The following is a 20,015-nucleotide window of genomic DNA, read 5'->3' as shown; positions in this document are numbered from 1 at the left end:
TCATCTAATCGAAACTGTTAGGGGTACTTTTCTTTTTAAACTATTTATTGGCTAAAGCTTTTAAATCTTTAATGGTAGCAGTAGGGTTTTCTGCTTTAAAAACGAAACTACCTGCAACTAATACATCTGCACCTGCAGTTGCTAATTTATGAGCATTTTGATCTGTTACACCACCATCAATTTCAATTAAGGTAGAAGCACCTGATTTTTCAATAAGATCTTTAAGTTGAATTACTTTTTTGTAGGTGTTCTCAATAAAGCTCTGACCGCCAAATCCTGGGTTAACACTCATTAAGCAAACAACATCAATATCTCTTATTACATCTTCTAAAACTGCTATAGGAGTGTGTGGGTTTAACGCTACTCCAGCTTTCATTCCTTCTGCTTTTATGGCTTGAAGCGTTCTATGTAAATGCGTACAAGCTTCGTAATGCACCGTTAAAATATCTGCACCAACTTTTTTAAATGTTTCGATGTACCTGTCTGGGTCAACAATCATTAAATGCACATCCATGGTTTTTTTAGCATGTCTTTGCATTGCCTGAATTACGGGCATGCCAAAAGAAATATTGGGTACAAAAACTCCGTCCATAACATCAATGTGAATCCAATCTGCTTCACTATTGTTTAACATTTCAATATCTCTTTGAATGTTGGCAAAGTCTGCTGCTAAAACTGAAGGTGCAATTAATTTTGTCATTGTTAGAAGTGCTAATTTAATTTGATGCAAAGATACGCAAGCCGACTAGAATGTAATTGTAAAACCAAAATTTTTATAAATAAAAATGCCAACCAGATAGGTTGGCATTACAACTTGAAATAGGAATTTCTTAACCTAAATAGGTTTTTAATATTTTACTTCTAGAAGTATGCTTTAATCTTCTAATAGCTTTTTCTTTTATTTGACGAACACGCTCGCGCGTTAAATCGAATGTTTCACCAATTTCTTCTAGGGTCATTGGATGAGCATCACCTAAACCAAAGTACAATTGTACAACATCAGCTTCACGTGGAGTTAATGTTTCTAAGGCACGAATAATTTCAATTTTTAAAGAATCGTGTAACAAGGTTTTATCTGGATTTGGAGACTCTCCTGTATTTAATACATCGTACAGGTTTGAATCTTCACCTTGAATTAATGGAGCATCCATAGATACGTGACGACCTGAATTTTTCATTGATTCTTTTACATCAGAAATGGTCATATCTAATTTCTTAGCAATTTCTTCTGCAGATGGAGGACGCTCATTTTCTTGCTCTAAAAAAGCGTACATTTTATTGATTTTATTGATAGAACCAATTTTGTTTAATGGTAAACGTACAATTCTAGATTGTTCTGCTAATGCTTGCAATATAGATTGACGAATCCACCATACAGCATATGAAATAAATTTAAAACCACGAGTTTCATCAAAACGTTTAGCGGCTTTAATCAATCCCAAGTTTCCTTCGTTAATCAAGTCTGGTAATGTTAATCCTTGGTTTTGGTATTGTTTAGCTACAGAAACCACAAAACGCAAATTCGCTTTTGTTAATTTTTCTAATGCTACTTGATCTCCAGCTTTGATTCGTTGTGCTAATTCAACTTCCTCATCGGCTGTAATCAAATCTACCTTTCCAATTTCTTGTAAATACTTGTCTAATGAAGCGGTTTCTCTATTGGTAACCTGCTTGGTGATTTTAAGTTGTCTCATTTACTAATTTTTTTCTGTCAATTATATATACGTGCGTAAAGAAAGTTTTGTTACAAAATGTCATAAAAAAACCTCGAAAAATTTTCCGAGGTTTTATAACTATCTAAAAAAGAACTATTTAATTAATCTCTTTTTTTATCACGATTACGATTGTCTTTTCTGTTATCGCGTCCGTTATTTCTGCTATTATCTCTAGGTGGTCTTGCTACATAACCTTCAGGTTTTGGTAATAAGGCTTTTCTAGAAACTTTTTCTTTACGAGTTCTTGGGTCAACACCAAAGTATTTTACATCAAATACATCACCCATATTTACAACATCAGTAACATTTTCTGTACGTTCCCAAGCTAATTCGCTAACGTGTAATAATACTTCATTACCTGGAGCTTCCATATATTCTACAACAGCACCAAAATCAAGCATCTTAATTACTTTAACTTCGTAAACACTTCCTTTTTCTGGCTTGAACGTAATAGAATCAATTTTAGCTAATACAGCATCGATACCTTCTTGAGAAGTACCTAAGATTTCAACAATTCCTTCTTCGGTTTCTTCGTCTTCGTTAATAACGATTGTTGTATTTGTTTCTTTTTGTAATTCTTGAATTACTTTACCACCTGGGCCAATTAACGCACCAATATAGTCTCCAGGAATAACTCTTGTTACCATTCTTGGAGCGTGTGATTTTACATCTGCATTTGGCTCAGCAATTGTATCTGTTAACTTCTCTAAGATATGTAAACGACCTTCTCTTGCTTGTTCTAAGGCTTGTACTAAAACATCGTAAGAAAGACCTTTTATCTTAATATCCATTTGACAAGCAGTAATACCATCAGCAGTACCAGTTACTTTAAAGTCCATATCACCTAGGTGATCCTCATCTCCTAAGATATCGGATAATACGGCAAAGTTTCCTGTTTCTTCATCTGAGATTAATCCCATTGCAATACCAGAAACAGGTTTCTTTAATTGCACACCAGCATCCATTAATGCCATAGTACCAGAGCATACAGTAGCCATAGAAGAAGAACCATTAGATTCTAAAACTTCACTTACTACACGAACTGTATATGGGCAATCATCAGGAACCATTCCTTTTAATGCGCGTTGTGCAAGGTTTCCATGACCAACCTCTCTACGTGAAGTACCTCTTAGAGGTCTTGCTTCTCCTGTTGAGAAAGGAGGGAAGTTATAATGTAAATAGAATGTTTCTTCACCTTGGTAACTTGGCATATCAATTTGATTGGCCTCTCTTGAAGTACCTAAAGTTACAGTAGCTAATGCCTGAGTTTCACCACGCGTAAAGATTGAAGAGCCATGTGTAGATGGTAAATAATCAACTTCACACCAAATCGGACGAATTTCAGTCGTTTTTCTACCGTCTAAACGCAACCCTTCGTTAAGTGTAAGATTGCGAATCGCATTCTTTTGTGTTTTACTGTAGTATTTAGAGATCAATCCTCCAAACTCTTCAACTTCTTCTTCTGAGAATGTAGCTACTAATTCTTCTTTAATTTCAGAAAATGCAGCACCTCTTTCGTGTTTAGAACTTCCTTGTTTTGCTACTTCATAAATTTTGTCGTAAGCAAAATTGTTAATTCTTTCAGCTAATTCATCATTGGTTACTTCAGGTTCGTACTCACGAGTTTCTTTTTTACCAAATGCTTCAGCTAATTTGCGTTGAGCAACACATTGTACTTTAATTGCTTCGTGTGCAAAACGAATAGCATCAGCCATTTCTTGTTCGCTACACTCATCCATTTCTCCTTCAACCATCATAACAGAATCTTCTGATGCACCTACCATCATATCAATATCTGCTTGCTCTAATTGCGCTCTATTAGGGTTAATAATAAATTCGCCATTTACTCTTGCTACTCTTACTTCAGAAATTGGAGTTTCAAAAGGAATGTCACTTAATTGAATGGCAGCAGATGCAGCTAAACCAGCTAATGCATCAGGCATTACATTTTCGTCATGCGACATTAATTGAATCATTACCTGTGTTTCTGCGTGGTAATCTTTTGGGAAAAGAGGTCTTAAACAACGGTCTACTAAACGCATTGTTAAGATTTCTTCTGTACTAGGTCTAGCTTCTCTTTTAAAGAAACCACCAGGGTATCTACCTGCTGCGGCAAATTTTTCTCTATAATCTACTGTTAAGGGTAAGAAGTCTACATCAGCAGCATCGTAGTTAGAAACTACGGTACATAGCAACATAGCATTCCCCATTTGAACAACAACCGAACCATGCGCTTGTTTTGCAAGCTTTCCTGTTTCGATAGAAATTTCTCTTCCATCACCAAGGTCTACGACCTCACGATAAACTTTTGGAATCATAAATGTTTTTAATTTTAAATTAAACTAATTGGTTTGTTGTTGTGTTGTGTTGGTTTACCAATGAAAAGTTTAACTTACTTTTTTTGAATTCACTAAGAGTAGAAATAAAAAAAGAGGCGCATAGCCTCTTCTCGATTATTTTCTTAATCCTAATTCCTTCACAATTGCACGGTACCTTAAGATGTCATTTTTCATTAAATAATCTAAAAGACTTCTTCTTTTACCTACTAATTTAACTAGAGAACGCTCAGTGTTAAAATCTTTGTGATTGTTTTTTAAGTGCCCTGTTAAATGATTAATACGATACGTAAATAATGCAATTTGTCCTTCTGTAGAACCTGTGTCTGTTGCTGATTTACCATGCTTGGCAAAAATTTCAGCTTTTTTTTCTTTTGTTAAATACATGCTAACATTAAATTTTAATAATTGTTATGTAATTTATTTGATTCTTTAATCAAGGCGCAAAGATAAGATTAATAAAAAGATTAACAATATATATTTGAATAATTTAATATTGATTTAGTTCTTGTTCAAGTGATATGAAGATTTCTGAGGTAGGAGAATTTTAAATTGGGTTGTTCTATAATTGATTAAACCTTTTAATTAAGTACGAGTCACAATAGTATAAAAACAACTCAAAATTATAATTTTATGAAAAGAGCATTTTTAAAAGCAGGACTATTTTTAGCAGTATTAACTTTTATAGCCTGTGATGAGACCGACACACCAACTGAAATTTCTGAACCTGTTTCAACTGAAGATATTAGTGCCATAGAGGCAATTGATATTGCAGTTGAAGAAGTAAATATTCAAGTAGAACAAGCTTATTTAGAAGAGGAGGAACCACTGGTTACTACAAGAGGTGGTGGTAATGACTTTTTTCCTGAGTGTTTGACTAAAACTGTTGTAAGAACTAATAATAGTAAGATTATTACTCTAGACTTTGGTGATGGTTGCGAAGTAAGAGGACATTTTATTGCGGGTGTTCTGATAATGGAGTATAATAAAAATAGAGAAGAGCAAACCAAAACTATTACTGTTACTTATGATGGATATCGTATAGATAATAAATTAATAGAAGGTGCTCAAAGTATATTACGAGAAAAAGAAAATCAAAACGGTAATCCACAATCAACAGCTGATTTTGATATTATGGTAACCTGGGATAATGGTGATACTGCAAGTAGAGTAGGTAACAAGGTGAGAGAGTGGATTGAAGGAGTAGGTTCTGGAAATTGGGGCGATAATGTTTATGAAATCACCGGTAATTGGACTACAGTAAGACGAAATGGAACTATTATTACGGGTGAAGTAATAGTACCTTTAAGGAGAGAATTATCATGTAGATTTTTAGTAAGTGGAGAAATTGCTTTGACTAAAAATAATAGAAGTGGAATTTTAAATTATGGACAAGGTGAATGCGATAATATGGCAACTTTAACACTGGATGACGGAACTGTTGTCGAAATTACTCTAGGATAGTTTAGTTTAATACATATTTCAAACAGTGGTAGTTAAGGAGGTTTTGCGACCTCCTTTTTTTAATCAATATATGGTAAGAGTATATTCATTTTTACTTCTCCTTCAAACTTTTTAATTAGTTTATTGTCTTTTGAAAATATTAGAATACTTGGGGCAGAATTAACTTCAAATTTATCATCGAATGTTACTCTACTATCTTGAAGAAAGATACAGTTGTTTTTGTTGAAGTTGTATTTTTCTTTAAAAGCAGCAATAGCATTCATTTCTTCAAATGACACAAAAATCATTTGCAAGTTTTTATATAACTCAGGATTAGAATTCATTCTTCTTGAAAGCCATTTTGCTTGTTTTTGGCAATGGTTACACTCAGAATTGAAGTAGAAGAATAATTTCTTTAGAGAGTTACTTATACTATCCCTAACAAAAGGTTCTTTGTTGAGTTTATAAAAAGTAAAATACGGAATAGTATTAGCTCCTTCTTCTGATTGGGGATATACCTCCATTGAACAAGCCATCAACACAATTGCTAAAACTATTCTGTATAGTTTCATTTGATTAGGCTCTTATCGGTTGGTTTAAGATAAGATCTATGTATTTATTTACCTCTTTCTTTAGGTCTTTACGCTCTATAATTTTGTCTAAGAAACCATGTTCTAATAAAAATTCAGCAGTTTGAAAACCTTCTGGTAATTCTTGTCCAGTTGTATCTCTTACAACACGAGGTCCAGCAAAACCAATTAAAGCACCAGGCTCAGAAATATTAATGTCTCCTAACATTGCAAAAGATGCTGTTGTACCACCTGTAGTTGGATCTGTGCATAAAGAAATATAAGGAATCCTTGCATCTGCTAATTGTGCTAGTTTGGCAGATGTTTTTGCCAACTGCATTAAAGATAAAGCGGCTTCCATCATACGGGCTCCACCAGATTTTGAGATGATCATAAAAGGAGTTTGATGCTTTAAGGCATAGTCTGCTGCTCTAGCAATTTTCTCACCAACAACACTACCCATTGAACCTCCAATAAAAGAAAAATCCATAGCGGCTACAACTAAGTCGTTACCATAAGATTTGCCGACAGCGGTTCTTACTGCATCTTTTAATTGTGTCTTTTCTTGAGCAGCTTTAAGACGATCTGGATATTTTTTTGTATCAACAAACTTCAATGGATCTTTAGAGCTTAAATCTGAATCTAGCTCTTTGAATTTGTTATCGTCAAATAATATTTCAAAGTATTCTTTACTACCAATTCTTGTATGGTATCCATCTTCTGGACTCACATAAAAATTTTCTCTTAATTCATCGGCATCAACTATTTTACCACTAGGTGTTTTATGCCACAACCCCTTTGGTACATCTTTCTTTTCTTCGGTAGGTGTTTGAATTCCTTTATCTTTTCTTTTAAACCAAGACGACATATGATCGAATTTTTAAATTAAAGTGGATGCAAGTTACTAAAAAAAAGTAAAGAGGAACTAAATTTAGTTCCTCTTTACTTTATAAATAATTGTCTTAAAAACAGGTGTTTACAAGGTGTTTACATTGTTTAAATCTTCAAAAGCTTGTTTTAAACGCGCTTTAAAAGTCAATTCACCTTTACGCAACCAATTTCTTGGGTCGTAATATTTTTTGTTAGGTGAGTCTGCACCTTCTGGATTTCCAATTTGAGATTTTAAGTACTCAGCATTTTCTCCAAAGAAATCTCTGACACCTGTTGCAAATCCATATTGTAAATCAGTATCGATATTCATTTTAATAACACCGTAACCAATTGCTTCTCTAATTTCTTCTAGTGTAGAACCAGAACCTCCATGGAATACGAAGTCAATTGTGTTGTGTTCTACATTGTATTTTTCTGAAATGAACTCTTGCGAATTCTTTAAGATTTTTGGCGTTAATTTTACATTACCTGGTTTGTAAACTCCATGTACGTTGCCAAAAGCAGCAGCAATGGTAAACTGTGGGCTTACTTTTAACAGCTCTTCGTATGCATAAGCAACTTCTTCTGGCTGTGTGTATAATTTAGAAACATCAACATCAGAATTATCTACACCATCTTCTTCACCACCTGTAATACCTAATTCTATTTCTAAAGTCATACCCATTTTACTCATTCGCTTTAAGTACTCTTTACAAATTTCAATATTTTCTTCTAAAGGTTCTTCAGATAAGTCAATCATATGAGAACTGTATAGTGGTTTACCTGTTTCTGCAAAATGTTGTTCACTCGCATCTAATAAACCATCTATCCATGGTAATAATTTTTTAGCACAATGGTCTGTATGTAAAATTACAGGTACTCCATAAGCTTCTGCTATTAAATGTACGTGCTTTGCACCAGCTATAGCACCAGCAATCGCAGCTTTTTGACCATCGTTAGATAACCCTTTACCAGCATTAAATTGTGCACCACCATTAGAAAATTGGATAATAACTGGAGCGTTTAATTCTTTTGCAGTTTCTAATACTCCGTTTATTGTGTTTGATCCAATAACATTAACCGCTGGTAAAGCAAAGTTCTTTTCTTTGGCTAGTTTAAAAATTTCTTGAACTTCTGCTCCGGTTGCAACTCCGGCTTTGATATTGTAACTCATGTTGTTTTGTGTTAAAAATTGTTTTGCAAAATTAACAAAACTTGACAGATTAACACTCTATTGCGGAGTTGTTGTGTGTTAAACTTAAAAAATAATTGATATTTGAATTATACGCGTTATTTGCAGGTAATATTGCATAATTACCTCTATTTTGTTGCAAATATTAAAATGGATAATTGATGCCTATATTATATACGGCACTACCAAAGTTATAGTTTGTAAACCATTTACTACCATTAGGTTGATAAGGTTCGTATGTTTTAAAACCAATATCCAATCGCACTACTAAAAAGTTAAAATCATAACGGACACCAAAACCTGTGCCCACGGCTATATCTGCCAATGATTTAAGACCTGTAAACTTACCTTCGTCTTCAATTAAATCTGAATCAGTAATATCCCAAATGTTTCCTGCATCCATAAAAAGAGCACCTTTAAAACTGTTAATTAGTTTGAATCGATATTCAAAACTTGTTAAAAATTTCATACTACCTACATTATATTCTAGACCCGTATTTGTACCACCAGGACCAAGGTCATAAATTTTCCAAGCACGAATATCATTCGCTCCACCTGCAAAGTAACTTCTACTAAAAGGTAAATCATCTGAATTTCCGTATGGTATTGCAATTCCTAGAAAAGTACGAAGAGCTAGCATATGATCTGTAGATCTACCCCAGAATTTTTTGTATTCTAAATCTGTTTTTATGTATTGAGCTACTGGAATACCTAGAACTTCCTTTTTACCTCCATCTTCAGGTTTTTTAATAAAGGCCGTTGTTAATGCTCCGGCCGATGCTATTCTTGCTCTAAAGAATGAAAAATTCGCATCGTTAAAATTTTCTCTATTATTATATGTGAATTCATATGAAATTAAAGGAACTAAAACATTCTCTGTAATAATATTGTATTGTGCCTGAATATTTTGAGTGTCGTTAAACTCGTTAGGGTGTGTGTTCTCAAAACTATTGGTTGGTTCTAAAACATAATCAATAAATGGTTCTGGAATTAGTTCCCCATTTTCATCATAATACTCTGGTGGTATTGGAGAAGTTTCATCTATTGAATCTGCTATTTCAACCAAATCATTGTACTCTGATCGATAAATATTAAAGTAAGAACTAACATTTAAGTTTTTTATAAACTGTGCATTAAGTAAATCTAATCTGTGCGAATTGGTTTTGGTTGAACGCCAATTGTAATTCATGATACCGGTAAAGAGTTGTTTGTCTAATCCAATATTTTTTTGAAAACTTGTACCAAGTGTAAATTGAGTTTGAGGTAACATTTTTTTAGAAATAAACTTTTCTAAATTTACGGGAAATAAAATTCTAGGAATATCTAAAGAAACGTCTCCACCAAATTCCCATGCATTAAAAAATGACTTATCGGTATCTGCAGCATCAGTAGAATTAAAAAATGATCCCTGGACAGAAAATTGCAAGTTACTGGCGTCTTTAAAAATATTTCTTGTCATTAGAGATATTTTACCAGATACTCCAAGTTGTTTGATGTTTGAATGAGTTAATTCTGTATCTAAAGCAAGTGAATACTTTTTAAGTGGTGTTAAATAAATATTGGCTTCAAGATTTGTTGAGTCGATTTCTTCATATTTAATATTTACCAATCTAAAGTTTTTTAGACGCCTTATATTCGTTCTTGTTAGGTCTGTATGAATATCACTATAAACACTTTCTGGTTCAGTAAATAAAAACTTATTAAAATATTTTGGATTGTATTCTAATAGATCATGAGATAGATAGGTGTAACCATCTTTTTCATTAGAATAACTGTATGGCCGATCTTTATCTTTAAATGTATAATCGGTAAAAACATTTACTTTTTTTATACGCTGAATATAATAAGGGGTAGTAACTAGAGTATCATTTTTAGTAACAATCCTATTATTTACAAACATTTTAATATCTGACTTGTAATTATTGGATGTAGAATCTCCTTCAAATGTTATAGAGCTTTTATTAAAATGGTAAACTCCAGAGTTTCTATAAAGTTTTGTAATTCTATCGGCTTCATCTTCAAAAGTGTATAAATTAAAATCTTCCCCATTTTTAATTAATGAATTTATAATATCATTCTTAAAAATTGAATCAAGAATATGAGATTTTATATAATGACTAACACTATCAATTTTAAATATGGTATCAGTACTAATGTCGTATACTACTTGAGCTTTTTTCTTAGGATCGTTAAACTCTTGCTCATAAGAAACTTTGGCTCTAAAATACCCTCGGTTTTTAAATTCTTCTTGAAGGTTTAAGGCTGTTTTACGAGATTTTATAGTATCTAAAATTACTGGTGCCTCTCCTTTTTTAAAGAACCATTGGTTCAAGTTATACCTGCTTCTTCTGTAGGCTCTAGCTTGTTTCTCAGAAAAAATTGCAACCATAGTAGCTTCTCTCCCCGGCAGCGAATCTTTCCAAACTTCATAAGGATTTAGAAAATCTTTATTTCCTAAGTTGTAAAAGTGTAAACTCAATGGTACTCCTAATGTACTTCTATTAGGGCGTTGTATGACGTAATCTTTGAGTCCGTTATTAAATTTATTTTTACTGTTTACAGTTACGGTATTCTTGGTAAGAAGATATTCGTTGTCTGCTACATATTTAATCGTATTACAAGATGAAAGTATAATAAAAAAAACACCCAGAAATAAGATTCGTATTGAGCAGTTGGTTTTCAATAAATAAGAGTTTTATATTTGCTCAAAAATAACACTTTATAATGTTATCCAAAAGTCAAATCAAGTTAATAAAAAGTTTATATCAAAAAAAATACCGAGTTAAAAATAGCTTGTTTTTGGTAGAAGGAATCAAAGGTGTAAACGAGTTTTTAAACTCATCTTTTCAATTAGAAAATTTATTTGCAACTGAGCAATACCTTCAATCTTATAATGGGACAAAAGGTGAAATTATTACTGATGAAGAACTGAAAAAAGTGAGTCAGTTAAAAAGTCCGAATGAAGTGTTGGCGATTTTTAAAATTCCAGAAAAATCTACAATCGATTTAAATACGTTTAGTGTTGTGTTAGATGGGATTAATGATCCCGGAAATTTGGGAACAATTATAAGAATGTGCGACTGGTTTGGAGTTGAACAGTTGATTTGTTCAAAAGATACTGTAGATTGCTTTAATGCGAAAGTTGTACAAGCGACTATGGGGTCTTTGGCTAGAGTGCGGATCGTATATGCTGATTTAATGTCTTTTCTTGACAAAACAGAATTGCCTTCATATGTTACAATAATGGATGGTAAAAATGTGTATGCTTCTCAATTACCTGAAAAGGCTAACCTTATTATGGGAAATGAAGCACATGGAGTGAGTAGTGAGATTCTTGAAAAAATAGAAAAGTCGTTAACCATTCCTCAATTTGGATTGGGTAAAACTGAGAGCTTAAATGTGGCGACTGCCACGGCAATTTTACTTAGTGAATTTAAACGTAGCTAGTGGAAAGCTAGATTTATAAAAACACCTCTTGTTCCAAAATAATCAATAGGACCAGTCCATGGACTATTAGGATCGTTATCGTAAACAAGTTCGTTATTTATAGCGAATGTACCTCTTATGGAAGGAGAAAAAACGAAATAAGGTAGGTAAATATCCATGCCTAAACCAATCTCATAACTAAAGTTACTAGATTTCATTCTAAACTCCCCACTTGAATTGTCATCAGGATTTTTTTCATTGCTCGAGAAATTATAATCATAAGCAAAACCACCAATAAGATAAGGTCTAATATTGCCCATTCGATTGGTGTTTAATTTTAGTAGCAAAGGAATATGCAAATAAGTAGCTCCTATTTTACGAATACTGTCTCGCTCTCCACCCGGAATGTTTGTGAAAGCAAGTGTCTTGGTATTACTCGATAACCCCGGTTCAATTCTAAGTGTTACATTTTTATGCATTCGCCATCCACCAATTAAACCAACGTTAAAACCAACGCTAGGTTCAACTTCTATGTAAGTATCTGGAGTAGTATATTCTATTTTTAAAGACTTGTTGTTAAGTCCTAAATAATAACCCCAATGTATTTTTTTATTATCAAATTTCGTTTGATATTCTATTACCTCTTTTTGCGCATTTGCGCTCCAAGAACCAATAATAAGACTCATTAAAACTAGTAGGGTTAAATTTCTCATAATTATTTAGTAGCAGTATAAATGGTTGCTACACCAAATGTTTGGGGATTATTTTGCACTTCTTTAAACCCAATTTTGCGTAAAATATTGTTGAGGGCTTCACCATGTGGAAAATGAGCGGCAGATTCAGACAAATATGAATAAGCAGATTGTTCTTTAGAAAATAATTTTCCAAGTAATGGTAACACATTGTTACAATGGAAATGGTAAAACTGTTTAAACGGAGGTTTAGTAGGCACAGAGGTTTCAAGAATAATGAACAATCCATTTGGTTTTAATACTCTCAGTATTTCCGACAACCCTTTTTCTAAGGTCTCAAAATTTCTAACTCCAAAAGAAACTGTAATGGCATCAAAACTACTATCTTCAAAAGGTAGGTTTTCAGAATCGCCAACTACCATTTCTATGCGCTCATCCAACCCTTCTTTTGCTATTTTTTCTTTTCCAACAGCCAACATTCCTGCTGAAATGTCTAAGCCAATTATTTTGGCGGCATTGGTGTTTTTTGCAAAATTAATTGCCAAGTCACCTGTGCCAGTGGCAATATCTAAAACATTATTTGCCTCACTTTCTCTAACAAGTTTAACAACCTTTTTACGCCATTTTACATCTATTCCAAAAGAAATCATACGATTTAAACCATCGTAATTTTCTGAAATATTATCGAACATTTGAGCAACTTGCTCTTTCTTGCCAAGATCAGAATCTTTATAGGGTGTGATTTCTTTTGCCATATTATCCGTTAATAGCCACTACTGACTCAATTTTATTAGGTATCATTTGCTTAAGCATTGTTTCTATACCACTTTTTAATGTAAGAGTAGAGGAAGGGCAGCCACTACAAGCACCTTGTAAAACAACTTCTACTACCTTGTTATCTGCATTATAAGAGGCAAACTGAATATTACCGCCATCAGATGCAACAGCAGGTCGAACATACTCTTCTAAAATACTAATGATTTTTTGAGAAGTTTCATCTAAATTAGAAATGTCAGAAATGTTTGATTTTTCTTCAACAGCTTTGGCAGACTCTTTAACAAGAACATTGCCATCTGCAATATAATTTCTAATAAAACTTCTTACATCCGCAGTAACCTGTGGCCACTCTGCAACTTCAAATTTAGTGATAGAAATATAGTTTTCTGAGATAAAGACTTCCTTTACAAATGGTAGTTTAAATAACTCAATTGCAATAGGCGCATCTTTGGCTTCATCAATATTTTTGAATTCGTAAGATTTAGAAGTTAATCTTTTATTAGAAACAAATTTTTGAACAGCAGGATTAGGTGTGGTTTCAGCATACACTTCAATAGCTGTCTTTTTTCCTGTTTTTTCTTCATCATTAATAATTACACCACCTTCTTTAAGGTAGGCTTCAATTTGTTCTCGAACTTCATTTTGTACATCTTCCCAAGCAACTATATCAAAACGCTCTATTGCAATAAAATTGGCAGTTACATATATCTTCTTAACAAAAGGTAAATAAAACAATTGTTGCGCAAGCTGTGAATTTTTTGCTTCGTCAATATTATTATATTCATAACTACCATTAACCGAAATCTGTTCACTAGTAAATTTTAAGATTGCAGGATTGGCTGTTGATACTATTTGAACCGTCGTACTCATATCAAAAATTTTGTGCAAAAGTACTAAATCTATCGCTATCAATTTTGGTATATTTGTCCAAATTACAATCAGTCAAACTTAGCGGTAGATAGTTCTAAGTTTAGAATTTTCTATTATTCCTAATATTTGTTAATATAATGGCGTTTGGCAAATTAAAGGTGTTACTCAAAGTTTTTTGAGTCAAGTCAAGTGCATATATTCGATAGGTTTGTTAAGTTGATAACTTCTATAGATCCTCAATCTGGTTGGGAGATTATTTATATTGGTGAAATTTTACCATCATTAGATTATTAGTTTACGGCAGAATTAGCGATAGAGATGGAAACCTGCGCAGCAGAAGGGGGCATTTTAGTTTGATAAGACGATAAAAGTTTAGGATAATAATTAAACCTTTTATATAAAATAAAAGTCTTAATATGCATATTCAGACTTTTTATATTTATAGATGAAAACCCTACAGCTTAACTTGCTATTATTTAGATGTTTATGCTTTTTATTCATATCGTTTAATGCGAGTGCTCAATTGAGTAACACGCACTTTATTCCACCATTAACTGCAGCTGACGAGACTTCTTCTCAACCTGGAGGACAATATATTTATATTTCTACTCCAAGTACAGCAATGATTGAATATACCATTAAACCGCTTGGTCAACCAAGCACCTCTTGGATTACGGGTTTGGTTTCTAATACAACACCGCAAGAAGTTTTTGTTGGAAATGGATTTGGGCAGTTGTTTGTAGATCCTAGCACAACTAGTACCGTGCAAAATGACAAAGGATATTTTGTTGAAGCGAACTCTCAAATTTATGTATCGGTTCGTGTAGTCAGTGCAAATGGGGCTCAAGCAGGTGCTTTGGTTAGCAAGGGTAATGCAGCTTTAGGTTATGAATTTAGAATAGGAGCTTATACCAATGAAAATGGAACATCTAATTATTTAAGTTTTGCTTCTATTTTGGCTACTGAAGATAATACTATTGTTGAAATATCTGATATTTCTAATAGCACAGAGGTTGATAATTTTACTGGTATTTTCCCTTTGAACCTTGTGTTAGATGAAGGTGAGACTTATACAATTGCCATGAATAGTTTTTCGACTTCATTCCCTACTAATAATAAAGATGGTTTAATTGGAGGCTTGATCCAATCTGATAAACCTATTGTGGTAAATAGTGGATCGGCTAATGGAAGTTTTCATAACGGAAATTCGAGAGATTATGGTTTTGATCAGATTACAGGTGCCAATAAAATTGGAGATGAGTACATTTTAGTAAAAGGGGATGGAAATGATAACTGGGAGAACGTATTGGTTGTTGGACATTATGATAATACGGATATCTCAATTAATGGAAACTTTGAAACAACGATTAATGCTGGAGATTATTATTTAATAGAAGGAGATCGTTATTCTTCTAATGGAAATATGTTTGTTAATACTTCACAAAATGTTTTTGTTTATCAAGGCATTGGAGCCACCAATGGAGAAGCCAATCAAGGAATGTTTTTTGTGCCTCCTCTAAGTTGTGAAACTCGCGGAATCTTAGATAACATTGCTCAAATAGATGATATTGGAAGCACTAATTTCGATGGTGGAATTACAATTGTATCCGATGTTGGAGCAACAATAACTATTAATGGGTCACCAATTAGTTCATTTAATACTTTTGGTCCTTTTTCCGTAACAGGTAATCTAAATTATGAAACATATAAAGTACTTGATTTAACAGGTAATATTACTGTGCAAACAACGGGAGAATTGTACTGTAGTTATTTTAATTATGACGGAGCTGCAAGTTCTGGAGGATTTTACTCTGGATTTCCAACTGCTCCAGAAATTAATTTCGATACAGCTTTTGTAACCTTAGGAAATTGTATTCCTAATGTTGAACTGGAAGTAGGTAACGATTCTAGTTTTGATAGTGTAGAATGGTTTTTTGATGATGGTACCGGGTATGTTTCAACTGGAAATACGGGCTTAACACACACCCCAACGCTACCTGGAAATTATAAATTAGTCGGTTATTTAAACTGCTCAGGATTAGTGTTAGAATCTCAAGAAGTGCCTGTGAGTATTTGTCCTGATGATACAGATAATGATGGTATTCCAGACAATATTGATATTGATAATGATAACGATGGTATATTAAATTGTATTGAGTCTAATGGGAATCAAATTATAGATTTAACTGATCCTTTAACCGGAACAATTCCTGTAGGAGGATATACCTATTCAGGAAATATACAGACGGTCGGTAATACTTCTGCCACTCCTATAGCTGGAAATAATTTAGGGCTTTTCGTTTCTACTATTCCTTCAAATTTAGGGACCACAGAATCAAGTGTTGAGTATCAATTACAATTCAATAATCCGTTGCATTTAGAATTAACTTACGCTCCAGATAATTCTATTGGAGGCGATTTAGATGATTTAGAAGAATTTCAAATTCAAGTGCCGTCTGATAGAACTATAACACTTGAAGATCCTGATGATCAATTGTTGGTGGATACCAATTATGATGGTGTGTATGAAACAGGAATTACTCAAATTTCTGGTTTTGATATTCGAGTTAAATTAAATGGAACCTCAATAGCTTTTGGTAGTACCACATTTAGATTTAGAGCAAATACAGTTACAGAAATTTCTATAAAACATATTAATTTATCAGATACATCCTCTAATGAAGCCGCTTTTCAATTAACAGCAACCTGCCTTCCATTGGATTCAGATTTAGATGGCATTGAAGATGCTTTTGATCTGGATGCTGAGAATGATGGTATACCCGACACCTATGAATTCTTTGGAGTTTATTATCCTTTAAGTGGAGTAGATGTAAACCAAGATGGACTTGACGATATATTTCCTGCAGTTAATGTTGGAGATGATTTTGATGGAGATGTAATACCGAATTATTTAGATATCGATAGTGATAATGATGGAATATACGATTTGTATGAATCTGGTGGTCATGGTTCTCATTTATCTGATACGGATTGGGACGGTGTTGTGGACTCGCCTGTTGTTGGAACGAATGGGTTAGTAGATTTAGCAGAAACCACTCCTGACAGCGGTATAATAGATTATTCAGTCTTAGATTCGGATGGTGATGCCGCTTTTGATTTTATAGATTCTGATAGTGATGGAGATGAATGTCCTGATGTGAATGAAGCAGGATTTTCTGATGCTAATGAAGATTTGTTTTTAGGAGATGTACCTCCCTTGGTAAATACCTTAGGTAAAGTAACAAATGCTTCTGATGGTTACACTTTACCAAATACAGATTATGCAACTGCCGCCCTAATAGACATTTTACAGCAACCTGAAAATCAAAATGGTTGTAATGGTTTGTCAGTTCAGTTTGATATAGATGTACCTACAGCAGAAACTTTTCAATGGGAAGAATCCTTGGACGGGGGTGTTAATTGGAATACCTTAACTAACGGAGGTAATTATAGTGGGACACAAACCTCAAGTTTAATGGTTTCTAATTTGGTTATGACCGATACAGGGAAGCAATATCGTGTGTTTTTAACAAGAACAGGTAATTCGTGTGGCTTATACTCTAATCCTGCAACCATAGAAGTATTTGAACAGCCTACAGCAAATATGCCACCACCTATCATTTTATGTGATGATAACAATGATGGTAATATGTTATTTGATTTAACAATTCAAACTGCATTGATAAATGCAACTCCAGGAATGACCGTTACGTACCACGAAACTATGTTAGAAGCAGATAGTGGTGCAAACCCTATCACAACCTATACTGGTGCTGGGGGAATTTCTATTTATGCAAGAGTAAGTAACGATTTAAATATTGGATGTTATACTACAACATCTTTTGGCCTAGAATTGTATGATTCTCCTTTTCCAACAGATAGTGCAACTATAACTCCTTTGCAGATGTGTGATGATGTAAGTGTAGGTGCAATAGACGATGGTTTTGTAATTACTGATTTAACTCAAAAAGAGATTGAGATTTTAAATGGTCAGTCAAACACTACTTTTAATCTTTCATATTACACAGATAGTGGTTTTGTTAATTTGATTATAGATCCAATAAATTTTCAAAACACGGTTGCTGGTGGTCAAACAATTTATGTGCAAATGGAAAACATAAATGAAACTAGTTGTGTAGCTACAACTTCTTTTGAGCTTGACATATTTGAACAGCCTGCAGCAAATATGCCTCCACCTATTATTTTATGTGACGATAATAATGATGGTAGTATGCTTTTTGATTTAACAGTTCAAGATGCATTTATAAATTCTACTCCAGGTATGACCGTTACATACCACCTTACAATGCCAGAAGCAGATAGCGGTGCAAACCCTATCACAACCTATACTGGTGTTGGGGGAATTTCTATTTATGCAAGAGTAAGTAACGATTTATATTCGCTATGTTATGCTACTACAAGTTTTGGATTGGAATTATATGAAAGTCCTTTTCCTGCAGATGCTTCGGTTATTACGCCGATTGAAGAATGCGATAATACAAGTTTTGGATCAGATACAGATGGAATTATTACGGTAGATTTAACTCAAAAGTCTAACGAAATTTTAAACGGACAAAATGCCTTAGATTTTACTTTAACTTATTTTACTGATGCAGGTTATTTAAATCAAATTCCAAATCCTTCAAGTTATTCAAATTCTAGTTTTTCAGGAGGACATACAATTTTTGTTAGAATGAATAATAATTTGGAGCCTAATTGTTTTGCTGATACTTCTTTTGAATTGGTTGTTTTCGAATTGCCAACTTTGAGTTCTGGGCCATATATATTAGAACAGTGTGATGATGATTTTGATGGGTTTAACATATTTAATTTGACCGAAATTAATGAGGAAATCATTAACAATATTACTGATGAGACTTTTACATATTATGAGTCTAATGCTGATGCTTTATCTGGTTCAGATCCAATAACAAATGAGTTAACATACCAAAATAAAACAGTTAATGTAGATGCAGATGTTTGGGTTAGAGTAGAAAATTCTGATGGATGTTTTAGAGTTGTGCAAATTGAACTAGTTGTTAAACCATCGGCAATCCCAAGTAACTTCTTAGAGACTTTTTATGCTTGCGATGATGGAGTAGATACTAGTGATGACATTGCTACATTTGATTTTAGCAGTGTTACTGCACAAATTGAAGCTATATTTCCTATAGATATTACAGTTCATTATTATGAGAATGAAGCAGATGCTACAAGTGAGGTAAATGAAATACCTGATCCCTCAAACTATATGAATACAAGTAGTCCAGGTGTGCAGGAGATTTGGGTGAGAGCAGATAGTGAGGTCGGTAATGACTGTTTAGGTAACGGACATCATGTTACATTAATTGTAGAGCCTGTGCCTCAGTTTGAGGTGATACCTGAAGCAACAGTGTGTTTAAATCTCCCACCAATTACTTTAGAGACGTTTAATGCTATTGGAGTTTATGACTATGAATGGGCCAATGAAGTGGGAGCAGTTATTAGTACAGACCCAACAGCAGAGGTTAGCTCAGGTGGTGTTTATACTGTTGTAGCTAGTTACACAAGTAGTGCAGGAATTTGTTATTCTGATGAAAGAACAATTACTGTATCTGAATCTGTAGTTGCTACTATTACACCAGCAGATATTACGATTGTAGATGACTCAGATAATAATACTATAACTATTGATACTGCAAATTTGGGAATTGGAGATTATGAGTTTGCTTTAGATGATGGGAATGGAGGAATTGGATTCTATCAAGATGAACCATATTTTGACAATGTTGCTCCTGGAGTGAGGACTATTTATGTAAATGATAAGAATAATTGTGGAGTTGCGGAAATTGAAGTTGCCGTAATAGGGTTCCCTAAATTCTTTACTCCTAATAACGATGGTCAAAACGATGTTTGGAAAATTCAAGGTATAACTCCAAATTTCTTTAGTTCAAGTCAGATTCACGTATTTGATCGCTTTGGAAAATTACTTGCCAGCATAGACCCTGATATTGGTTGGGATGGAATATACAATGGTGAGATGTTGCCTAGTACCGATTATTGGTTTACTGCTACATTGACTGAACAAAACGGAAATGTAAGAGTAAGAAAAGGAAACTTTAGCTTGATAAGAAGATAAAAAAAGC

14 protein-coding genes are annotated in these 20,015 nt (G+C 33.4%); 3 read left to right on the top strand and 11 right to left on the bottom strand.

Annotated features, from left to right (window positions below; genetic code table 11):
- Nucleotides 1–40 precede the first annotated feature (40 nt).
- The 4 genes from rpe to rpsO form a co-directional block, all read right to left on the bottom strand.
- Complete coding sequence (gene rpe / locus ACYQ5R_RS02355; protein ID WP_460189299.1) at nt 41–700, bottom strand: ribulose-phosphate 3-epimerase; 660 nt, start codon at nt 698–700, stop codon at nt 41–43.
- 130 nt (nt 701–830) lie between these two features.
- Complete coding sequence (locus ACYQ5R_RS02350; protein WP_460189298.1) at nt 831–1,694, bottom strand: sigma-70 family RNA polymerase sigma factor; 864 nt, start codon at nt 1,692–1,694, stop codon at nt 831–833.
- 122 nt (nt 1,695–1,816) lie between these two features.
- On the bottom strand, nt 1,817–4,033 hold the full coding sequence (locus tag ACYQ5R_RS02345; protein ID WP_460189297.1) for a polyribonucleotide nucleotidyltransferase: 2,217 nt from the start codon (nt 4,031–4,033) through the stop codon (nt 1,817–1,819).
- Between the two features lie 135 nt (nt 4,034–4,168).
- Nucleotides 4,169–4,438: a 30S ribosomal protein S15 gene (gene rpsO, locus ACYQ5R_RS02340; RefSeq protein ID WP_460189296.1), complete on the bottom strand. Its 270-nt coding sequence runs from the start codon at nt 4,436–4,438 to the stop codon at nt 4,169–4,171.
- Between the two features lie 246 nt (nt 4,439–4,684).
- On the opposite strand from rpsO, the gene ACYQ5R_RS02335 reads away from it, so the two are divergent.
- Nucleotides 4,685–5,515, top strand: coding sequence for a hypothetical protein (locus ACYQ5R_RS02335; RefSeq protein ID WP_460189295.1), 831 nt, complete (start codon nt 4,685–4,687; stop codon nt 5,513–5,515).
- 59 nt (nt 5,516–5,574) lie between these two features.
- Here the strand turns inward: ACYQ5R_RS02335 and ACYQ5R_RS02330 are convergent, their stop codons facing one another.
- The 4 genes from ACYQ5R_RS02330 to tamL all read right to left on the bottom strand — a co-directional run bounded on the left by ACYQ5R_RS02330 (nt 5,575) and on the right by tamL (nt 10,808).
- Complete coding sequence (locus ACYQ5R_RS02330; RefSeq protein ID WP_460189294.1) at nt 5,575–6,066, bottom strand: redoxin domain-containing protein; 492 nt, start codon at nt 6,064–6,066, stop codon at nt 5,575–5,577.
- A 4-nt stretch (nt 6,067–6,070) separates the two neighbouring features.
- Nucleotides 6,071–6,931, bottom strand: coding sequence for an acetyl-CoA carboxylase, carboxyltransferase subunit beta (gene accD / locus ACYQ5R_RS02325; protein WP_460189293.1), 861 nt, complete (start codon nt 6,929–6,931; stop codon nt 6,071–6,073).
- Nucleotides 6,932–7,039: 108 nt separating this feature from the next.
- Nucleotides 7,040–8,107, bottom strand: a complete 1,068-nt coding sequence (gene fbaA, locus ACYQ5R_RS02320) for a class II fructose-bisphosphate aldolase (RefSeq protein ID WP_460189292.1) — start codon at nt 8,105–8,107, stop codon at nt 7,040–7,042.
- 163 nt (nt 8,108–8,270) lie between these two features.
- Nucleotides 8,271–10,808, bottom strand: a complete 2,538-nt coding sequence (gene tamL, locus ACYQ5R_RS02315; protein ID WP_460189291.1) for a translocation and assembly module lipoprotein TamL — start codon at nt 10,806–10,808, stop codon at nt 8,271–8,273.
- A gap of 41 nt (nt 10,809–10,849) precedes the next feature.
- Here tamL and ACYQ5R_RS02310 point away from each other — a divergent pair, with 41 nt between their 5' ends.
- Nucleotides 10,850–11,572 (top strand): TrmH family RNA methyltransferase, encoded by a 723-nt coding sequence (locus ACYQ5R_RS02310; RefSeq protein ID WP_460189290.1) that lies wholly within the window; start codon nt 10,850–10,852, stop codon nt 11,570–11,572.
- On the opposite strand, the gene porT is transcribed toward ACYQ5R_RS02310, so the two are convergent.
- From porT to ACYQ5R_RS02295, 3 genes are read right to left on the bottom strand one after another with little or no spacing between them, the layout of a single operon-like run.
- The gene (porT, locus tag ACYQ5R_RS02305) at nt 11,569–12,264 is read right to left on the bottom strand and encodes a type IX secretion/gliding motility protein PorT/SprT (protein WP_460189289.1); all 696 of its coding nucleotides are present in this window, start codon (nt 12,262–12,264) and stop codon (nt 11,569–11,571) included. The genes ACYQ5R_RS02310 and porT overlap by 4 nt on opposite strands.
- A gap of 2 nt (nt 12,265–12,266) precedes the next feature.
- Nucleotides 12,267–12,998, bottom strand: coding sequence for a bifunctional demethylmenaquinone methyltransferase/2-methoxy-6-polyprenyl-1,4-benzoquinol methylase UbiE (gene ubiE, locus ACYQ5R_RS02300; RefSeq protein ID WP_460189288.1), 732 nt, complete (start codon nt 12,996–12,998; stop codon nt 12,267–12,269).
- Between the two features lies 1 nt (nt 12,999).
- Nucleotides 13,000–13,890: a NifU family protein gene (locus ACYQ5R_RS02295; RefSeq protein WP_460189287.1), complete on the bottom strand. Its 891-nt coding sequence runs from the start codon at nt 13,888–13,890 to the stop codon at nt 13,000–13,002.
- A gap of 445 nt (nt 13,891–14,335) precedes the next feature.
- Here ACYQ5R_RS02295 and ACYQ5R_RS02290 point away from each other — a divergent pair, with 445 nt between their 5' ends.
- Entirely contained in the window at nt 14,336–20,008 is a 5,673-nt protein-coding gene (locus tag ACYQ5R_RS02290; RefSeq protein ID WP_460189286.1) for a T9SS type B sorting domain-containing protein, read from the top strand.
- The last annotated feature ends 7 nt before the right edge of the window (nt 20,009–20,015 follow it).

The sequence above is a fragment of the Urechidicola sp. KH5 genome (assembly GCF_054661455.1).
Note: the sequence above shows the minus strand (reverse complement) of the source record. Positions and strands in the feature narration are given on the sequence as shown.